This is a genomic window from Ochrobactrum sp. 19YEA23 (genome assembly GCF_029909865.1).
Lineage (GTDB): Bacteria > Pseudomonadota > Alphaproteobacteria > Rhizobiales > Rhizobiaceae > Brucella > Brucella gambitense.
The window spans coordinates 1,371,257-1,388,418 of the sequence record NZ_JASAMQ010000001.1 but is presented as its reverse complement, the minus strand read 5'-3'; the positions used below and the strand labels follow the sequence as shown (position 1 = coordinate 1,388,418).

Here is a 17,162-nt window from a genome sequence, read left to right as displayed (position 1 = left end):
ATGTCCAACAAAATGCTCATCGATGCCTCCCACCCGGAGGAAACCCGCGTAATCGTCACGCGTGGCAACAAGATTGAAGAATTCGACTTCGAGTCGGAACACAAGAAGCAGCTGAAAGGCAATATCTACCTCGCGCGGGTCACGCGCGTTGAACCTTCGCTTCAGGCTGCGTTTGTGGAATATGGCGGCAACCGTCACGGTTTCCTCGCCTTTTCGGAAATCCATCCCGATTATTACCAGATTCCGGTCGCCGACCGTCTGGCTCTGCTTGAAGCGGAAGCCAAGGCGCAGCGCGCCGAAGACGACGATGACGACGAGCCGCGCGCCAAGGGCGAACGGTCTGGCGAGCGCTCAGGTGAACGGTCGAACGACCGCTCGCGTCGTAATCGCCGCCGCGGCGGTCGTGACAACCAGAACAAGGCGCAGGCCAGCACCTCCGATAACGGCCTGCCTGCAGCAGAGCCGGTCGGCCCGGGTTTTGCAAATTATGTGCCGGGGACGCCTGCAAGCGCCCTGTCACATAAGGGCGACGTAATTTCCGAAGCCATCGACAATGGCGATGAAGACGATATCGAGCATGAAGAAGACATGGTCGAATCGGTCGGTTCGGAAGATGCGCTGGAAGAACTGCCGACGCATACCCGCACCCATCGCCGTCAGTACAACATTCAGGAAGTGATCAAGCGCCGCCAGATTCTGCTGGTGCAGGTGGTCAAGGAAGAGCGCGGTAACAAGGGCGCAGCTCTCACGACCTATCTGTCGCTGGCCGGTCGCTATTCGGTTCTGATGCCGAACACTGCGCGTGGCGGCGGCATTTCCCGCAAGATCACCCAACCGCAGGATCGCAAGCGCCTGAAGGAAATCGTCAAGGAACTCGAAGTGCCGCAGGGCATGGGCGTGATCCTGCGTACCGCTGGTGCCAATCGCACCAAGGCGGAAGTCAAGCGCGACTACGAATATCTGATGCGCCTTTGGGAAAATGTCCGCACGCTGACCTTGCAGTCGACGGCGCCTTCCCTCGTCTATGAAGAAGGCAGCCTGATCAAGCGCTCGATCCGCGACCTTTATAACAAGGACATCACGGAAATCCTCGTTTCCGGCGAGAATGGCTATCGCGAGGCCAAGGATTTCATGCGCATGCTCATGCCGAGCCATGCCAAGGTGGTCCAGCCATACCGCGAACAGGTGCCGATCTTCACGCGCAACGGCGTCGAAGCGCAGCTCGACCGCATGCTGCTGCCGCAGGTTACGTTGAAATCGGGTGGCTATCTGATCATCAACCAGACCGAAGCGCTGGTTGCCATCGATGTCAACTCCGGTCGTTCGACGCGCGAGCATTCCATCGAAGACACCGCGCTTCAGACCAATCTGGAAGCCGCCGAGGAAGTCGCGCGCCAGCTGCGTCTGCGCGACCTTGCCGGTCTGATCGTCGTCGACTTCATCGACATGGAAGAAAAGCGCAACAATCGCGCTGTCGAAAAGAAGATGAAGGACTGCCTGAAGGACGACCGCGCTCGCATTCAGGTTGGCCGCATCTCGCATTTCGGCCTTCTTGAAATGTCGCGCCAGCGCATCCGTGCATCCGTGCTCGAAAGCACGATGCAGGTCTGCCAGCATTGCGGCGGCACCGGCCATGTCCGCTCAGATTCGTCGATGGCGCTGCATATCATTCGCGGCATTGAAGATTATCTGCTGCGCCATTCGGGCTTTGACATCAATGTTCGCACGCCAGCGGCTTCGGCCCTTTATGTGCTGAACCACAAGCGCCAGTTGCTGGCCGATCTCGAAGGCCGTTTCGGCGTCGCCATCAGCATCGATGCCGACGAAACCGTTGGTCACCAGCATTTTGCTATCGACAAGGGCGCGCCGTCCACCCGTCCGGTGACGCAGCCTCCTGTCCAGCCGATGGCCTATATTGACGACGACATCGAAGATCCTGAAATTCCGATCGAGGAAGACGAGGAAGAAGAAGACGTCAAGGCGGAAGCACCGGCGCGTGAAGAGCGCAGCGAAGAAGGTGATCGCAAGCGGCGCCGTCGTCGTCGCCGTCGTGGCGGAAAAGATCGCGATGGCCGCGAACAGACCGCTCAGGACGATACAGCTTCTGACGATGCTGAAGACGATGCAGATGAAGGCGACGAAGCTTCGGACGCCCGTTCGGATGCTGCATTGAGCGACGATGATCGCCGCAAGAAGCGTCGTCGTGGCCGTCGCGGCGGACGTAAGAACCGTCGTGAAGACGAAGTGCGCGGTCGCAAGGTTCCGGATCCGGAATTCGTCGGTTACACGCCGGTTCTGCCGGTGAAGGTCGAGGCCGCGATAGAAGCTGCCACTGCCGAAGTCGTGGCTGCCAAGGCTGAAATCGTTGAGGTTGTGGAAGCTGTTGCCGTAGCATCGGAAGCTGCCGAAACCCCGGTTGAAGCAGGAAAAAAGCCAGCGAAGACTGCCCGCAAGCCGCGCGCCCGTAAGTCTGCAAAGACTGAGGAAGCCGCAGAAGAAGTCGTTGCAGCAGAGGTTGAGGAAGCGCCTGCCAAGCCAGCCCGCAAGACCACTCGGTCTCGTAAGAAGGCTGACGACACCGCGCCGGAAACCGTAGAGACGCCGGAAGCAGTCGAAACCGAGAAGCCGAAGCGCCGCACGCGTAAAGCAGCGGCCCAGCCGGTTGCCGAAGTCGAAGAAGCTGTGGCTGTCGAGGCGGAAGCCGAAGTGGCTGTCATCGAAGAACCGGCCAAGCAGACCGAGCCTGTCGTCACGTCGAGCGATACCGACGAGCAGAAGCCAAAACGCGGCGGCTGGTGGCAGAAGAAGGGTTTTTTCTAAGCCCTGCCCGATAGTACGAATAAAAAAACCGGCGGAAACGCCGGTTTTTTGCATCTTTGGGTTCAGGCTGACTGTTGTGGCAGCCAGTCTTCCAGACGTCGAACAGCTTCCTGCATCTCTTCGACTTTTCCTGCATAGGAGAAACGCATGGTGCGGTGGCCATCCAGCGGGTCGAAATCCCGGCCCGGCGTTGCAGCAATATTGATCTCTGCAATCATCTTGCGGGCAAATTCCATGCTGTCATTGGTGAAGCGCGACACATCGCAATAGGCGTAGAACGCGCCATCCATCGGTGCCGCCAGTTTCAGACCCATACGCGGCAGATGCTCCAGCAGGATTGCGCGGTTCTGACGATAGCGGTCCTTGATGCGCTCCAACTCGGCTGTGGCGTGGAAAGCCTCGATGGCGGCACGCTGCGAGAGTTCGGGTGCGGAAATATAAAGGCTCTGGCTCAGCCGTTCGATGGCGCGCACATCGCCTTCCGGCAAGACCATCCAGCCGATGCGCCAGCCGGTCATGCAATAATATTTCGAAAACGAATTGATGATCGTGACATCATCAGCGATTTCGAGCGCCGTCACGTCGTCAGTTTCATAGGAAAGCCGATGATAGATTTCGTCCGAAATCACGCGAATGCCGAGCGAACGGGCTGTATCGATGATCGCCTTCAGTTCAGGCTTGGCAATCACTGCGCCTGTCGGATTGGCCGGGCTTGCAAACAGCACACCCTTCAATGGCTTTTCGGCGTGGGCCGCGGCTAGTGCCTCGGCGGTCAGAGCCGCCGACGTGCCGTTGCCGGTCGGTATTTCTACCACTTCCAGTCCAAGCGCCGTCAGAATATTGCGATAGGCGGGATAGCCGGGACGCGTGATCGCCACCCGGTCACCCGGATCGAAATAGACCACGAAAGCCAGATTGAAGGCCGCCGAAGAACCAGTCGTCACCGCGATGCGATCCGCTGAAACAGAAACGCCGTAATGATCGGCGTAATGCGCGGCAATCGCTTCACGCAGCTCAATCAGCCCCAGAGCGTCGGTATAGCCGATGCGCCCGTCTTTCAACGCTTGCTCGGCTGCCTGCCGCACGATCTGCGGCGCCGGATCTGCAGGCTGGCCCACCGCCATGGAAATGATCGGATGACCTGCGGCGCGGCGGCGGTTTGCCTCGGCCAGAACATCCATGGCGTGGAATGGCTCGACCGCACTGCGACTAGAAAGACTGATCAACTTTACCTCCAGAACACTGCAAGCGCCCCGCCGGAGCGCTGCATGGACAGAACATATTATCACCGCCGTATAAACGCCGGATTGGTAAAGCAACAGCGCTTTTAGGAAATTGGGTGCAATGTCCCGGATGGATACAGACGACACGCGCTCGCTGGCGGTCTTTCGTGCTGTTTTGGGGTCGAAGAATTGATGGCAACAATATCGGAATTGACCGGATAGGAAAGTCAGCAGAGATTGCACGGCCAATATCCGGCTTTTTAAGATCATGCTGCCTTGTCCATATGCCGTTTAAAATGCAACCAGACGGTTATAAGGTCCTGAACCGAAACCCTTTTGCCGATACGATGAGCGAACCACCGCGAGATTCGCGGAAATTAAGAGGAGGACGACGAGCATTATGGCAGTATTGATCGCGCCGTTCCCGACCGGGACCTTATCCTTTGGAAGATTCGTTCGCCGTTCTGTGGCGGCACTCTCGGCCCTTGCAGTGGCAGTCACGGGCGTTGTCCCCGCCTCCGCCCAGTCGCGCGGCGTACCGATCGTGCGCGACGCGGAAATCGAGGCGCTGGTTGCAGATTATGCCGCGCCGATCCTGAAGGCCGCCGGTCTTTCCAGCCGTGGCGTGCGCGTCATCCTTGTCAATTCGCAGAGCTTCAACGCCTTCGTCGATGGACGACGCATTTTCATCAATACCGGCGCGATCATGCAGGCCGATACGCCCAATGAAATCATTGGCGTGATTGCCCATGAGGCGGGCCATCTGGCGGGCGGGCATCAGGATCGCCTGCGTGAACAGTTGAGCCGGGCGCGGACGATGGCGGTGATTGGCATGTTGCTCGGCGTGGGTGCAGGCGTTGCTGGTGCTGCAGCTGGCAGCGGCTCTGCAGCCGGTGCAGGCGGCGGCATTGCGCTTGGCAGCGCCGAAGCGGCAATGCGCACCCTGCTCAGCTATCAGCGCACCGAGGAAATGACCGCCGACCGCATGGCAGTGAATTATCTGAACGCAACCGGACAGTCGACCAAGGGCATGCTGGACACTTTCCAGCGCTTTGCCTCCGCACTTTCCCTATCGGGCACCCAGATCGATCAATATCGCATCAGCCATCCGCTGCCGCGTGAACGTATCGCCAATCTGGAAGAACTGGCTAGGAAGAGCCCTTACTTCAACAAGACGGATTCGCCCGCGCTGCAATTGCGTCATGACATGGCGCGCGCCAAGATCGCCGCCTATTCGGGCAATATGGGCGAGTTGCAGCGCATGTTCCGGGGCAATCCCGGTGGCCTTGCCGCCCGTTATGGCAGCGCCATTACCACCTATCTGAACGGTGCCGCGCGTTCAGCCCAGCCCAAATTCGATGCGCTGATCAAGGAACAGCCGAAGAACCCCTATTTCTATGAAATGCGTGGTGAAGTTCTCATCAAGGCCAATGATGCCGCTGGAGCCGCCAAGGCCTTCCAGACCGCTGTATCGCTCGATCCGCGCAAGTCTCCGCTGCTGCGTATGAGCTATGGGCGTGCGCTCATGCTGACCGGCACAAAGGCAAACATGCCAACGGCAATCAAGGAGATCAAGGCGGGCATCGCTTCCGATCCCGAATTTCCCGGCGGCTATGGATATCTCGCCCAAGCCTATGGCCAGCAGGGCAGCATGGGTCTCGCAGACCTCGCGACCGCCGACATGAACTTCTATTCGGGCAAACTTCAGGATGCCCAAATATTCGCGATCCGCGCGCAAAAGCAGCTGAAATCCGGAACACCCGACTGGTTGCGTGCGCAGGACATTATCAATACGAAGAAAAGCAAATAACGCCATGTTTCGGTCTATATTGATCACGGCGTATTTTTAAACGGATTGGAATTTCACGATGAAGAATGCAGTTTCCATCACGCTGGCGAGCGGCGTTGTCGGTCTGGCAGCTCTGGCTCTCGGCTATGGTGCAGGTCTGTCGCGCCATCCGGCTGCACCAGTCGCTGCCGCAACGACGGCTGAGGCGCCGCTTAACCAGCAGGCCATTGAAAATGTGGTGCGCAACTATCTTCTCCAGAATCCGGAACTGATGCTGGAAGTGCAGAGCGCGCTGGAAACCAAGCAGGCACATGAGGCGCAGGAACAGGTGAAGAAGGTTCTGACTGCCAATCAGAGCGCACTTTATAACGAACAGCATGACGCGGTTTTCGGCAATCCGAACGGCGATGTGACCGTTTACGAGTTCTTCGATTACAATTGCGGCTATTGCAAACGCGCCCTGCCCGACATGCAGGCCATCCTGAAAAACGATCCGAATGTTCGTTTCGTCATGAAGGAATTCCCGATCCTCGGTCCGGATTCGGTGAAGGCGCATATTGTTGCACAGGCCTTCAAAGCACTGATGCCGGAAAAATATGCTGAATATCACGGCATACTGCTGGGAGCGCAGGAGCGCGCCACCGAAGCATCGGCCATCGCAGATGCCGTCAAGCTTGGCGCTGACGAAGCCGCATTGCGTGAAAAGATGAAAGACCCGGCCATCACCGGCGCTTTCCAGGACACCTATCAGCTGGCAACGCAGCTCAACATCACCGGCACGCCGTCCTATATCATCGGCAGCGAGCTGGTGCCGGGCGCAATCGGTGTTGACGGTCTTGTCGAGAGAATCGCTGCCGCACGTACTGCAGCCAAGAAGTGAAAATGACGTCCTGTGCCCGATAGGCTTTCTTGACTGAAAGCCTATCGGGCACAGACTTATCAAAAACCGGTGATGATCCGCGCGTTATGAAAAAATGCCGTAATGCCGGTGCATCTCGCAAAGAATAGCGGGAAAAACCGGTCAGGCAGAACATCTGCACTGAATTATAGGGTTTCGGCTTGCATCCAAGCTCTCTATATGGAAAGCGAAGTGTTACTAAATTTTCGTGGTAACACGATATCGGTTGCAAAGGATTTGGCGCGGACACAAATGACAAAGACGGTTTTTGTTCTAAACGGTCCCAATCTCAATCTTCTGGGAAAGCGTGAACCGGGAATTTATGGCGTTGCGACGCTCGCCGACATTGAAGCGGCTTGCAAGCGCGAGGTCGGTTCTCTCGATCTGGAAGTTGATTTCCGCCAGTCCAACAATGAAGGCGATCTGGTTAGCTGGATTCAGGAAGCGGGCGAAAAAGACGCCTATGTCCTGATCAATCCGGCGGCCTACAGCCACACTTCAATTGCCATCCACGACGCGATCCGCTCTGCGAAAGTCACGGTTGTGGAAGTGCATCTTTCGAACATTCATACGCGTGAGGCTTTCCGGCATCACTCTTATGTATCCGCAGTCGCCAAAGGCGTCATTTGCGGCTTTGGCGCGGAAGGGTATCTGCTCGGCCTACGCGCGCTTGCGGCAATTGCCAAAGAACAAGAACACAACGGGCAAAGCGTAAAAGGGGCCTGATATGTCCAGCAAAAACACTGTCATCGACAAAGAAACCATCCGCGACCTGGCGGATATCCTCAACGATACCGACCTCACCGATATCGAAATTGAACATGGCGATCTGCGCATCCGCGTTTCGCGCAATGTAACGGTTCAGGCCGCAGCGACCGTTTATCCGGCCGCAGCACCGGTTGCCGTAGCAGCACCTGCCGCCGCTCCGGCAGCAGCCGAGCCGACCAAGGCTGAACTGGCCAAGAACGCCGTTCTGTCGCCGATGGTTGGCACTGCCTATCTTGCTCCGGCACCGGGCGCACGTAACTTCATCGAAGTCGGCACGCAGGTGAAGGAAGGCCAGACCCTCCTCATCATCGAAGCCATGAAGACCATGAACCAGATCCCCGCCCCGCGCTCCGGTACGGTCAAGGCTATTCTGATCGAAGACGCCCAGCCGGTCGAATTCAACGAACCTCTCGTCGTGATCGAATAAGCGTCGTTCAACCCTTGTTTGACGCGTCTTCAATTCACGAAACGGGAACTGGCAGCAAGCGCATGTTTCAAAAGATCCTCATAGCCAATCGTGGCGAAATCGCTCTTCGCGTGCTCAGAGCCTGTAAGGAACTGGGCATCAAGACGGTCGCCGTTCACTCCACGGCGGATGCCGACGCGATGCATGTCCGTCTGGCAGATGAAAGTGTTTGTATCGGCCCACCGCCATCGCGCGACAGCTATCTGAACATTCATCAGATCGTTGCTGCCTGCGAGATCACCGGCGCCGACGCAATCCATCCGGGCTACGGCTTCCTGTCCGAGAACGCCAAGTTCGCGGAAATTCTCGAAGCACACAACATCACCTTCATCGGCCCCACCGCCTCGCATATCCGCATCATGGGCGATAAGATCGAAGCCAAGCGCACAGCCAAGCGTCTCGGCATTCCGGTCGTTCCCGGTTCGGATGGCGGCATCACCGACGATGTTGAAGCTGCTCGCGTGGCCAAGGAAATCGGCTACCCGGTCATCATCAAGGCTTCGGCCGGTGGCGGCGGTCGCGGCATGAAAGTGGCGCGCACCGAGGACGATCTGTCGATTGCTCTTGCGACTGCACGTTCTGAAGCCGCCGCAGCGTTCGGTGACGATGCCGTTTACATCGAGAAGTATCTCGAAAAGCCGCGTCACATCGAAGTTCAGGTCATGGGCGACGGTGCGGGCAACGCGATCCATCTGGGCGAACGCGACTGCTCCTTGCAGCGCCGTCACCAGAAGGTCTGGGAAGAAGCCAACTCCCCGGCTCTCAACTCGGAAGCGCGCGACAAGATCGGGATGATCTGCGCCAACGCCGTTGCCGAACTTGGCTATCGCGGTGCAGGCACGATCGAGTTCCTCTATGAAAACGGCGAGTTCTATTTCATCGAAATGAACACCCGATTGCAGGTTGAACATCCGGTCACGGAAGCCATTACCGGCATCGATCTGGTGCATGAGCAGATTCGTGTTGCTGCTGGTCTCGGCCTTTCGGTGACGCAGAAGGACGTGCGTTTCTCTGGCCACGCCATTGAATGCCGTATCAACGCGGAAGACCCGCGTAACTTCACGCCGTCGCCGGGTCTCATCACCCACTACCATACGCCCGGCGGCCTCGGCATCCGTGTGGATTCCGGTGTTTATTCCGGCTACCGCATTCCGCCTTACTACGACAGCCTCATCGGCAAGCTCATCGTGCACGGACGCAACCGTGTCGAATGCATGATGCGTCTGCGTCGTGCGCTGGACGAATTCGTGGTGGACGGCGTCAAGACGACCCTGCCCCTGTTCCAGGAGCTGATCGGAAATCAGGACATCGCCAATGGTGCCTATGATATCCACTGGCTGGAAAAATATCTGGCCAGCCAGTCCGAGAGCGAAGGCGCTTAATTAAGTGACTGCAGGAGCAAAACCGGACGACTATGCAATCGAACCGGAATTGCTCCTGCGCGCTTACGCCACCGGGGTTTTCCCGATGGCCGAAGAGGCGGATGATCCAGAGGTCTTCTGGGTACGCCCTGAAAAACGCGGTGTCATACCGCTTGATGGATTTCATATCCCCCGCAGCCTGCAAAAGACCATCCGGCAGGGCATTTTCGATATCAAGCTCGACAGCGATTTCAATGGCGTCATCGACGGATGCGCCAGTGGCGCAGGTGAACGTGCGCGCACATGGATCAACGGTCCAATCCGCGAGGCCTATGGCAAATTATTTGAAATCGGACATTGCCACACGGTCGAGGCATGGCACGAGGGCAAGCTTGTCGGCGGTCTTTACGGCGTAACGCTCGGCAGGGCATTTTTCGGCGAGAGCATGTTCACGCGCAAACGCGATGCTTCAAAAGTCTGTCTCGCATTTCTGGTGCAACATCTCGTCAAACAAGGCTTTCTGCTGCTCGATACCCAGTTCACCACGCCGCACCTTGAGCGCTTCGGCGCAATGGAAGTTCCCCGCAAAAAATACGAGAAAATTCTCGAGCAAGCCCTCGAGAGCATTGCCCGTTTCTAACTTAGCCGGAAAATATCTGGATCAGTTCTGCTGTACCGCCGGTGCAGGAACGTCGGACTTCTGCTTGCAATCCTTCAGCCACACGTCGTAGATCGGATGCTCGACGGCATTGAGGCCCGGGCTGTCGGCAAACATCCAGCCGGTGAAGATGCGGCGAATCTTGCGATCCAGCGTGATTTCCTCAACCTCGACAAAACTGTCGGTGCGCGGCGCTTCATTCTCGGTACGGGAATAGCAAACCTTCGGCGTCACCTGAAGCGCGCCGAACTGAACCGTCTCGTTGATATAGACGTCAAAAGTCGTGATGCGGCCTGTGATCTTGTCCAGTCCCGAAAACTCCGCGACCGGATTGGAAACACGTTCTGCCTGAGCAGCGTGCAAGCTGCCTACCGCCGCAAAAAGCGAAATCAGGGCCACATGTGCAGCCTTCTTGATTTTGTCTTTTCCGTTGCCAGCCGTGCCGGGGGAATGCTTCGTCAAAACGGAAACCCGCATCAAAGATTGATCAAATAAACTGGAATCGTTCCTAGGCTCGAAATGTGACGATTCGTTGCCCTGCTGCAAGTTGCAATGGCCGGAACAGACCTTCGCCACCCCTCTATCCCGACCTTTTAAGTGAAAAAGGCTGTAATGGGACAGGAAATAAGAAAATCCGGCGTGAAAATCACGCCGGATCTTGAACTTTTTCAGTCTCAGTTGCCCGGTGTCCAGGCATCATATTCGCCCGTTACACGCGGACGCTCTGCCTGCTCCGCACCCGGAAGGGCAATCGAGCCCTTCGGACGATAAGCAAGCGGCGAACCGGTCAGGTTCTGCAAATGCGGCTTCTGCCAGTCGCGCGGCTTGTAGTCTTCCTTGCTCGGCGGCGTATCGACGCGATGATGCATCCAGCCGTGCCAGCCTGGAGGAATTGCACTTGCCTCGGCATAGCCATTGAAAATGACCCAGCGACGCGTGCGACCCTCGGAGTCCTTGCCACCCTGATAGTAGATGTTGCCGAACTCGTCTTCACCGACGCGCTCGCCTTTGCGCCATGTGTGCAAACGCGTACCGAGCGTCTGACCATTCCACCAGGTGAAGACTTGCGTAAGAAATTTCATCATGGCCTTTTCCAGATCCATCATCATCGCGGACAGACGAAACTGTCGCTTTGTCGTTGCTTATGGCCCTATCGCCCGGTCAAGGCAAGGGTCAAGTTGCCGCTGTCACAAGAGTATGAAGAGGCTAAAACACGTCAGCTTTAGGCGGTTCGATTGAGCAAGACGCGCTTCACATGCTCCAGCCGTCGAGCGACTTTTCCATCACGAGAACCGGTTCCTTGCAATTCGGATCGCCCCAGTCTTCGTTACGACCGACCGTGGCATAGCCCTTGCGCTCGTAGAACTTCACCGCCTTGGCATTCTTCTCGATAACTTCAAGCTTGATTGCGCGCACATCGGGGAAAGCCATTTCGATTTCCGCGAGCAGCATCGTACCCACACCCTGAACCTGCACGTCTGGACGCACATAGAGCTGGTGCAGCGATGCCTTGCCTTCCTCGGACTGGCTGGCGAAGGCCATACCATCGATACCGCCCTCGCCGTTATCGGCGACGATGAATTCCGAATAGGGCTTGCGCAGATTGGCTTTCAGCGCGGCAATGCTATGCCACTGGCCGGTGACGGCGTTGACCATCTCCCGGCCCAGAATGTCGTCGAAAGTCGCATGCCAGGTCGATACGAGCAGTTCGTGGACCGCCTTCAGATCAGCCTCGGTGGCGCTTCGAACCCACATTACTCTTCAATCCCGAGCTTGGCCTTGACCAGATCGTTCACGGCCTGCGGGTTGGCCTTGCCGCCCGTGGCCCTCATGACCTGACCGACGAACCAGCCAGCCAGCGTCGGCTTGGCCTTGGCCTGTTCGACCTTTTCCGGGTTGGCGGCAATGATGTCATAGACAGCCTTTTCGATGGCGCCGGTGTCAGTGACCTGCTTCATGCCGCGTTCTTCAACGAGCGTCTTCGGGTCTCCGCCTTCGTTCCAGACGATTTCGAACAGGTCCTTGGCGATCTTGCCGGAAATCGTGCCATCCTTGATGAGATCGATGACCGCACCGAGCTGTTCAGGGCTGACCGGAGAATCCTCGATGCTCTTGCCCGCCTTGTTGAGCGCGCCGAGCAGATCATTGATCACCCAGTTGGCCGCAGCCTTGCCGTCACGACCGGCAGCGACAGATTCGTAATAGTCGGCAATCGCCTTTTCCGTGACCAGAATAGAGGCGTCGTAGATCGAAATGCCCTGCTTTTCGACCAGACGCTGCTTCTTCTCATCCGGCAGTTCCGGCAGGTCAGCAGCCAGTGCATCCACAAATGCCTGATCGAATTCGAGCGGCAGCAGATCAGGATCCGGGAAATAGCGGTAATCATGCGCTTCTTCCTTGGAGCGCATCGAACGCGTTTCGCCCTTCACAGGATCGAACAGGCGCGTTTCCTGATCGATGGAACCGCCATCTTCCAGAATGGCAATCTGGCGGCGTGCTTCATATTCGATGGACTGACCGACGAAGCGGATCGAATTGACGTTCTTGATTTCGCAACGCGTGCCGAATTCACCACCCGGACGACGCACGGAAACATTGACGTCGGCGCGCATGGAGCCTTCGTCCATATTGCCGTCGCAAGTGCCAAGATAGCGAACAATCGTGCGCAGCTTGGTGAGGTAGGCGCGCGCCTCATCCGACGAACGCAGATCCGGCTTGGAGACGATTTCCATCAGCGCCACGCCAGAACGGTTCAGGTCGACATAGGACATGGTCGGATGCTGATCATGCATCGACTTGCCCGCGTCCTGTTCCAGATGCAGACGCTCAATGCCGATCTCCACATCTTCGAACTGGCCCTTATTGTCGGGGCCGACCGAAATCATGATCTTGCCCTCGCCGACAATCGGCTGCTTGAACTGCGAAATCTGATAGCCCTGTGGCAGATCGGGATAGAAGTAGTTCTTGCGATCGAAAACCGACTTCAGATTGATCTGGGCATTGAGGCCAATGCCTGTGCGGACAGCCTGCTTGACGCATTCCAGATTGATGACCGGCAGCATGCCCGGCATGGCGGCATCCACCAGAGACACATTGGCGTTCGGATCGGCGCCGAACGAAGTGGAAGCGCCCGAGAACAGCTTCGACTCGGACGTGACCTGCGCATGGACTTCCATGCCGATGACAACTTCCCAATCGCCAGTGGCGCCGGAGATGAAGCGTTTCGGTTCCGGTATGCGCGTATCAATAAGGGACATGCTGGCTCGCAAATATTCTGATTGAGCTAAAAACGGATTGATTACTGGCTAGAGCAAAGCCCCCATGGATGCAAGCTTTTCAGCCGTTTATCCGTGGGTTGAAACGGAAAAGGCCGCGCAATGCGCGGCCAGTTCCAAATTCGCTAGAGCGGTTCCGTTTAATATGGAATCGTGGAACCGCTCTATCTATTTATTGTTAAGCATTATCCTACGCAAAACCGCTACGCACTTTTGCTGGAAATGCTCTAGACAGAGAAGATTAAGCCTCTTCCGACTTGTCTTCGTCGGCCTTCTTCTTCGGAGCGGCCTTCTTCTTCGGCGCAGCCTTCTTTGCAGGCTTTGCTTCCAAACCGTCTTCGTCTTCAGCCGTCAGCTCTTCCTTCGAGACCTTCTTGTCGGTCACGTTGATGTTGGCGAGCAGATGGTCAACGACCTTTTCTTCGAAGATCGGGGCGCGGAGGTTAGCAACGGCATCCGGCGTCTTGCGCAGGAAGTCGTAGATTTCCTTTTCCTGGCCCGGATAACGGCGAACCTGGTCGTAAACAGCGCGCTGCAGTTCTTCTTCAGAAACTTCAACGCCAGCCTTCTCACCGATTTCGGAGAGAACGAGGCCGAGACGCACGCGGCGTTCTGCGAGCTTGCGATATTCTTCGCGAGCAGCTTCTTCAGTGGTTTCTTCGTCTTCGAAGGTACGGCCAGCCTGCTGCAGGTCGAAGTTGATCTGCTGCCAGATGTTGTTGAATTCAGCGTCGACCAGCTTCTGCGGGGTTTCGAACTGATAATCGCCATCCAGAGCGTCGAGAATCTGACGCTTTACCTTCTGACGGGTGATCTGGCCATACTGGCTTTCGATCTGTTCGCGAACAACCTGACGCAGACGCTCAAGCGACTCGATGCCGAGCTTCGTAGCGGTTTCGTCGTTGAGTTCCAGTTCGTTCGGCTTGGCAACTTCCTTGACCTTGATGTCGAAGGTAGCTTCCTTACCGGCGAGGTGCGCTGCGCCATATTCGGCCGGGAAGGTCACATTGATGACCTTTTCGTCGCCAGCCTTGACGCCAACGAGCTGCTCTTCAAAGCCCGGAATGAACTGGCCCGAACCGAGAACCAGCTGTGCGTCGTTGTCTGCACCGCCGTCGAACGGCTCGCCGTCGAGCTTGCCGAGATAGTCGATCGTGACGCGATCTTCGTTTTCGGCCTTGCCCTTCTTGGTTTCGAAGGTGCGGGTCGAGGAAGCGATGCGCTTGACCTGTTCGTCAACTTCTTCTTCCGAGATTTCGACGACTTCACGGGTCACGGCGATCTTGGAGAAATCCTTGACGTCGATAGCCGGCAGAACTTCGTAGTTCAGCGAGAAAACGAAATCGGCTTTGCCGTCGAGAACCTTTTCGGCCTCTTTTTCGTCTTCCGACATGATGACTTCAGGCTGGGTAGCCGACTTTTCGTTACGGTCTGCGAGAACCGAACGCGACGAATCGCTCAGGATTTCATTGACGATCTCGGCCATGAACGAACGGCCATACATCTTGCGCAGGTGACCGGCAGGCACCTTGCCCGGACGGAAACCATTGATCTTGGCGCGGCCGCGCGCGGTATCGAGCCGCTCAGCGAGCTTGGCTTCGAGATCTCCGGCCGGAACCACGACTTTAATCTCGCGCTTCAGCCCTTCATTGAGCGTTTCGGTAACCTGCATGTTCAAACCTTCACTTCTTGTCATTATCCCGCCGTTTCCGGCACCTTGCTCTAGACGCTGGGCCTCTAGACGCGGGAGAGAAATTCTTTGGCCTTATAGGCAGTTGGTGCGGATAGAGGGACTCGAACCCCCACGGTCTCCCGCCAGAACCTAAATCTGGTGCGTCTACCAATTTCGCCATATCCGCTTCTGAACCGAAGCGCATTCTTTAGAACGCACCAAATTCGTCTCAGATCTTGAACTGCCCTCGAAAGCGCGCGTCTCTATATCATCCAATTTTCCCGGTTCAAAGGAAAAAAGCCGCCTTCCCGGTATAGATTTTCCGGGTTTGGCACGACGAAACACTTCCGGCACTCTGCCCCTCTATATAGCGATCATTCCCCACATGCCAAGCCTGAGAAAAACTTCAGCTTGATGCGGCAGTATAAGATTGCCGAAACCGCCGGAAAACCGGATCAATAGAGCGGTTCTTCATAGAGTTGCCGCCCCTCGTCCCGCAAAGCCTTGATGACTGCGGTGCCGCTATCATCGACAGCAACGACAACAGAAATCCGGCTTTCACGTTGCCCGATTTCGATATCGCGACCCTGCCCCTCAGGAACATAATAGCGTTCAATGCCGAAATTGAGGCGGATGGTCTGATCCGGATCGTCTGTGACCCGATAGGTGGACTGGCCGCGAATCTGCACCTCATCCGGCGCGAGGTCGGTGAACGGGCTGAGCGCCGCCCGCGAGAAATGCCACAGCTTTTCCGCATCCGGCTTCACGGCGACATAGACAGTTCGCGCCTCGCCCGAAGGTTTGCCCTGCACGTCCTTGCCCATGACACTGGAAATCCCGTAGCCAAGGATAACGTAATCGCCGCGCATCAGATCGCGCGGATCGACAGGCTCGGTCTGCAATACGATTTCATGGCCTGAGCGCAATATGGATGCGCGCTGTTCAATCCCCGCATAAAGAATGCCGCTTTGCAGCAAAGCGGAAACGGCAGCACCTATATAAAGCCACTTTCTGGTCATGACTGGCTCCCCGCTTCGCGCTTTTTACCGAACCGTCGTTCCATCCGGCGGACGAAGGCCGCCAGAAGCAGCACAAGAACACCTGCCGTCAGGAAGAATCCCGACGTGCCGATCATCGTGCCCACGGTCGTGAATGCCAGATAAAGCACCTGAAATGAAAACGCCGCATAGGCAATGGAGCGCAATCCGCCATTGTCGCGACCGCACAATGCAATGGCGCCAATCGATAGGCCGAGGATCAGCATACTATAAAGAACGTCCTGATCGAGGGAGGCAGAGCCGCCCGAAGACGAGAACATATGATTGAGCTGCAGAATGCCGAGCGAGAGCAGCGCCAGCATCAGACCATAGGAAGCCAGCGGCTGCGCGAAGCGTGTGAGGCGTTCCATCGTGTCATGCGCAAAAGCGTCCGCCAGCATGAATGCGATGCCGACTGCGATCATCAGGCACAGGACCACATCGTTTTCATTCTTGGCATAGACCAGCAAGGCCCAGCCAATCGCGAACAGCGCCCAGAGATGAGCCGCATGACGCGAGCGCGTGAAAAGCGCAGCACCGACGCCAACCAGCAGCAACAGCGGACCAATCCAGCGATAGGCGAGATCGGCGCTATCCGCCGGTGTGCCGTCGAACACGAATGTCGAAAGATAGAAACACGCAACACCCGCGCCAAACGCCGCCAGAACCGGCGCGCGCAGCAGGAAGGCTGATGCAAGCACACCTAAGGTCCAGTAGACGGCGGCAGAATGAACATCGCCGGACACGTGATACATCTGCCCGACAAGCGCGATGCCTGCGCCGAAGGATGCAGCACCGACGACATAAAGAGCGGACGAGAACACCCTGTCGCCCTTTGCCTGTCGCCATGCACCGCCAAGATAGCCGATCCAGATGAGTGCAAGCACGAGCCCGATCCGCATCAGGCGCGGCATATCCTGCCAATTGGCGGCAACCAGCATGATGATGGCGGCACCCAGAAGCAGGCCGCCAAGCGTGGCGAGCACTGCACCAAGGCTGAAACCCGTGGCTCGCTTTTCAAGATCTGCATTCAGGCGCGAAGCGGTAACCGCATCTATCAGGCCTTCCTGCTGCCAGCGCTCAATCAGGCGCTCCACTGAGATTGAAAAAGACAAAATGACTCCCGGGTCAACGAACTGAGATGGCGGTCACAACCGCAACAGGTTGAGAACATATAAGAAACTTCGCAACCAGC

15 protein-coding genes and 1 tRNA gene are annotated in these 17,162 nt (G+C 57.0%); 7 read left to right on the top strand and 9 right to left on the bottom strand.

Annotation, left to right across the window (positions count from 1 at the left end):
• Entirely contained in the window at nt 1-2,820 is a 2,820-nt protein-coding gene (locus QBD01_RS06510; protein WP_280992056.1) for a ribonuclease E/G, read from the top strand.
• Between the two features lie 62 nt (nt 2,821-2,882).
• On the opposite strand, the gene QBD01_RS06505 is transcribed toward QBD01_RS06510, so the two are convergent.
• Nucleotides 2,883-4,046: an aminotransferase class I/II-fold pyridoxal phosphate-dependent enzyme gene (locus QBD01_RS06505; protein ID WP_280992055.1), complete on the bottom strand. Its 1,164-nt coding sequence runs from the start codon at nt 4,044-4,046 to the stop codon at nt 2,883-2,885.
• 397 nt (nt 4,047-4,443) lie between these two features.
• Between QBD01_RS06505 and QBD01_RS06500 the strand changes: the two genes are divergently transcribed.
• From QBD01_RS06500 to aat, 6 genes are all read left to right on the top strand, one after another.
• Nucleotides 4,444-5,853 carry a M48 family metalloprotease gene (locus QBD01_RS06500; RefSeq protein ID WP_280992054.1) on the top strand — a complete coding sequence of 470 codons (1,410 nt, stop codon included), beginning with the start codon at nt 4,444-4,446 and terminating at the stop codon, nt 5,851-5,853.
• A gap of 58 nt (nt 5,854-5,911) precedes the next feature.
• A complete protein-coding gene (locus QBD01_RS06495) occupies nt 5,912-6,712 on the top strand; it encodes a DsbA family protein (protein ID WP_280992053.1) in 801 nt (266 codons plus the stop codon).
• Nucleotides 6,713-6,982: 270 nt separating this feature from the next.
• Nucleotides 6,983-7,456, top strand: a complete 474-nt coding sequence (gene aroQ, locus QBD01_RS06490) for a type II 3-dehydroquinate dehydratase (protein ID WP_280992052.1) — start codon at nt 6,983-6,985, stop codon at nt 7,454-7,456.
• A gap of 1 nt (nt 7,457) precedes the next feature.
• Nucleotides 7,458-7,925 carry an acetyl-CoA carboxylase biotin carboxyl carrier protein gene (accB, locus tag QBD01_RS06485; RefSeq protein ID WP_280992051.1) on the top strand — a complete coding sequence of 156 codons (468 nt, stop codon included), beginning with the start codon at nt 7,458-7,460 and terminating at the stop codon, nt 7,923-7,925.
• A gap of 62 nt (nt 7,926-7,987) precedes the next feature.
• Nucleotides 7,988-9,346 carry an acetyl-CoA carboxylase biotin carboxylase subunit gene (gene accC / locus QBD01_RS06480; RefSeq protein ID WP_280992050.1) on the top strand — a complete coding sequence of 453 codons (1,359 nt, stop codon included), beginning with the start codon at nt 7,988-7,990 and terminating at the stop codon, nt 9,344-9,346.
• 49 nt (nt 9,347-9,395) lie between these two features.
• Nucleotides 9,396-9,965 (top strand): leucyl/phenylalanyl-tRNA--protein transferase, encoded by a 570-nt coding sequence (gene aat, locus QBD01_RS06475; RefSeq protein WP_280992127.1) that lies wholly within the window; start codon nt 9,396-9,398, stop codon nt 9,963-9,965.
• 21 nt (nt 9,966-9,986) lie between these two features.
• Here the strand turns inward: aat and QBD01_RS06470 are convergent, their stop codons facing one another.
• The 8 genes from QBD01_RS06470 to QBD01_RS06435 form a co-directional block, all read right to left on the bottom strand.
• Entirely contained in the window at nt 9,987-10,460 is a 474-nt protein-coding gene (locus tag QBD01_RS06470) for a DUF2155 domain-containing protein (RefSeq protein ID WP_280992049.1), read from the bottom strand.
• A gap of 197 nt (nt 10,461-10,657) precedes the next feature.
• Nucleotides 10,658-11,068: an NADH:ubiquinone oxidoreductase subunit NDUFA12 gene (locus QBD01_RS06465; protein ID WP_280992048.1), complete on the bottom strand. Its 411-nt coding sequence runs from the start codon at nt 11,066-11,068 to the stop codon at nt 10,658-10,660.
• A gap of 166 nt (nt 11,069-11,234) precedes the next feature.
• On the bottom strand, nt 11,235-11,738 hold the full coding sequence (locus QBD01_RS06460; RefSeq protein WP_280992047.1) for a GNAT family N-acetyltransferase: 504 nt from the start codon (nt 11,736-11,738) through the stop codon (nt 11,235-11,237).
• Nucleotides 11,738-13,240 carry an Asp-tRNA(Asn)/Glu-tRNA(Gln) amidotransferase subunit GatB gene (gene gatB, locus QBD01_RS06455; RefSeq protein ID WP_280992046.1) on the bottom strand — a complete coding sequence of 501 codons (1,503 nt, stop codon included), beginning with the start codon at nt 13,238-13,240 and terminating at the stop codon, nt 11,738-11,740. The genes QBD01_RS06460 and gatB overlap by 1 nt, the downstream gene beginning before the upstream one ends.
• Before the next feature lie 259 nt (nt 13,241-13,499).
• Entirely contained in the window at nt 13,500-14,930 is a 1,431-nt protein-coding gene (tig, locus tag QBD01_RS06450; RefSeq protein ID WP_280992126.1) for a trigger factor, read from the bottom strand.
• A 104-nt stretch (nt 14,931-15,034) separates the two neighbouring features.
• Nucleotides 15,035-15,117: transfer RNA gene (locus tag QBD01_RS06445), tRNA-Leu, on the bottom strand.
• Between the two features lie 268 nt (nt 15,118-15,385).
• A complete protein-coding gene (locus QBD01_RS06440; protein WP_280992045.1) occupies nt 15,386-15,949 on the bottom strand; it encodes a GDYXXLXY domain-containing protein in 564 nt (187 codons plus the stop codon).
• Complete coding sequence (locus QBD01_RS06435; RefSeq protein ID WP_280992044.1) at nt 15,946-17,082, bottom strand: DUF2157 domain-containing protein; 1,137 nt, start codon at nt 17,080-17,082, stop codon at nt 15,946-15,948. The genes QBD01_RS06440 and QBD01_RS06435 overlap by 4 nt, the downstream gene beginning before the upstream one ends.
• Nucleotides 17,083-17,162 lie beyond the last annotated feature (80 nt).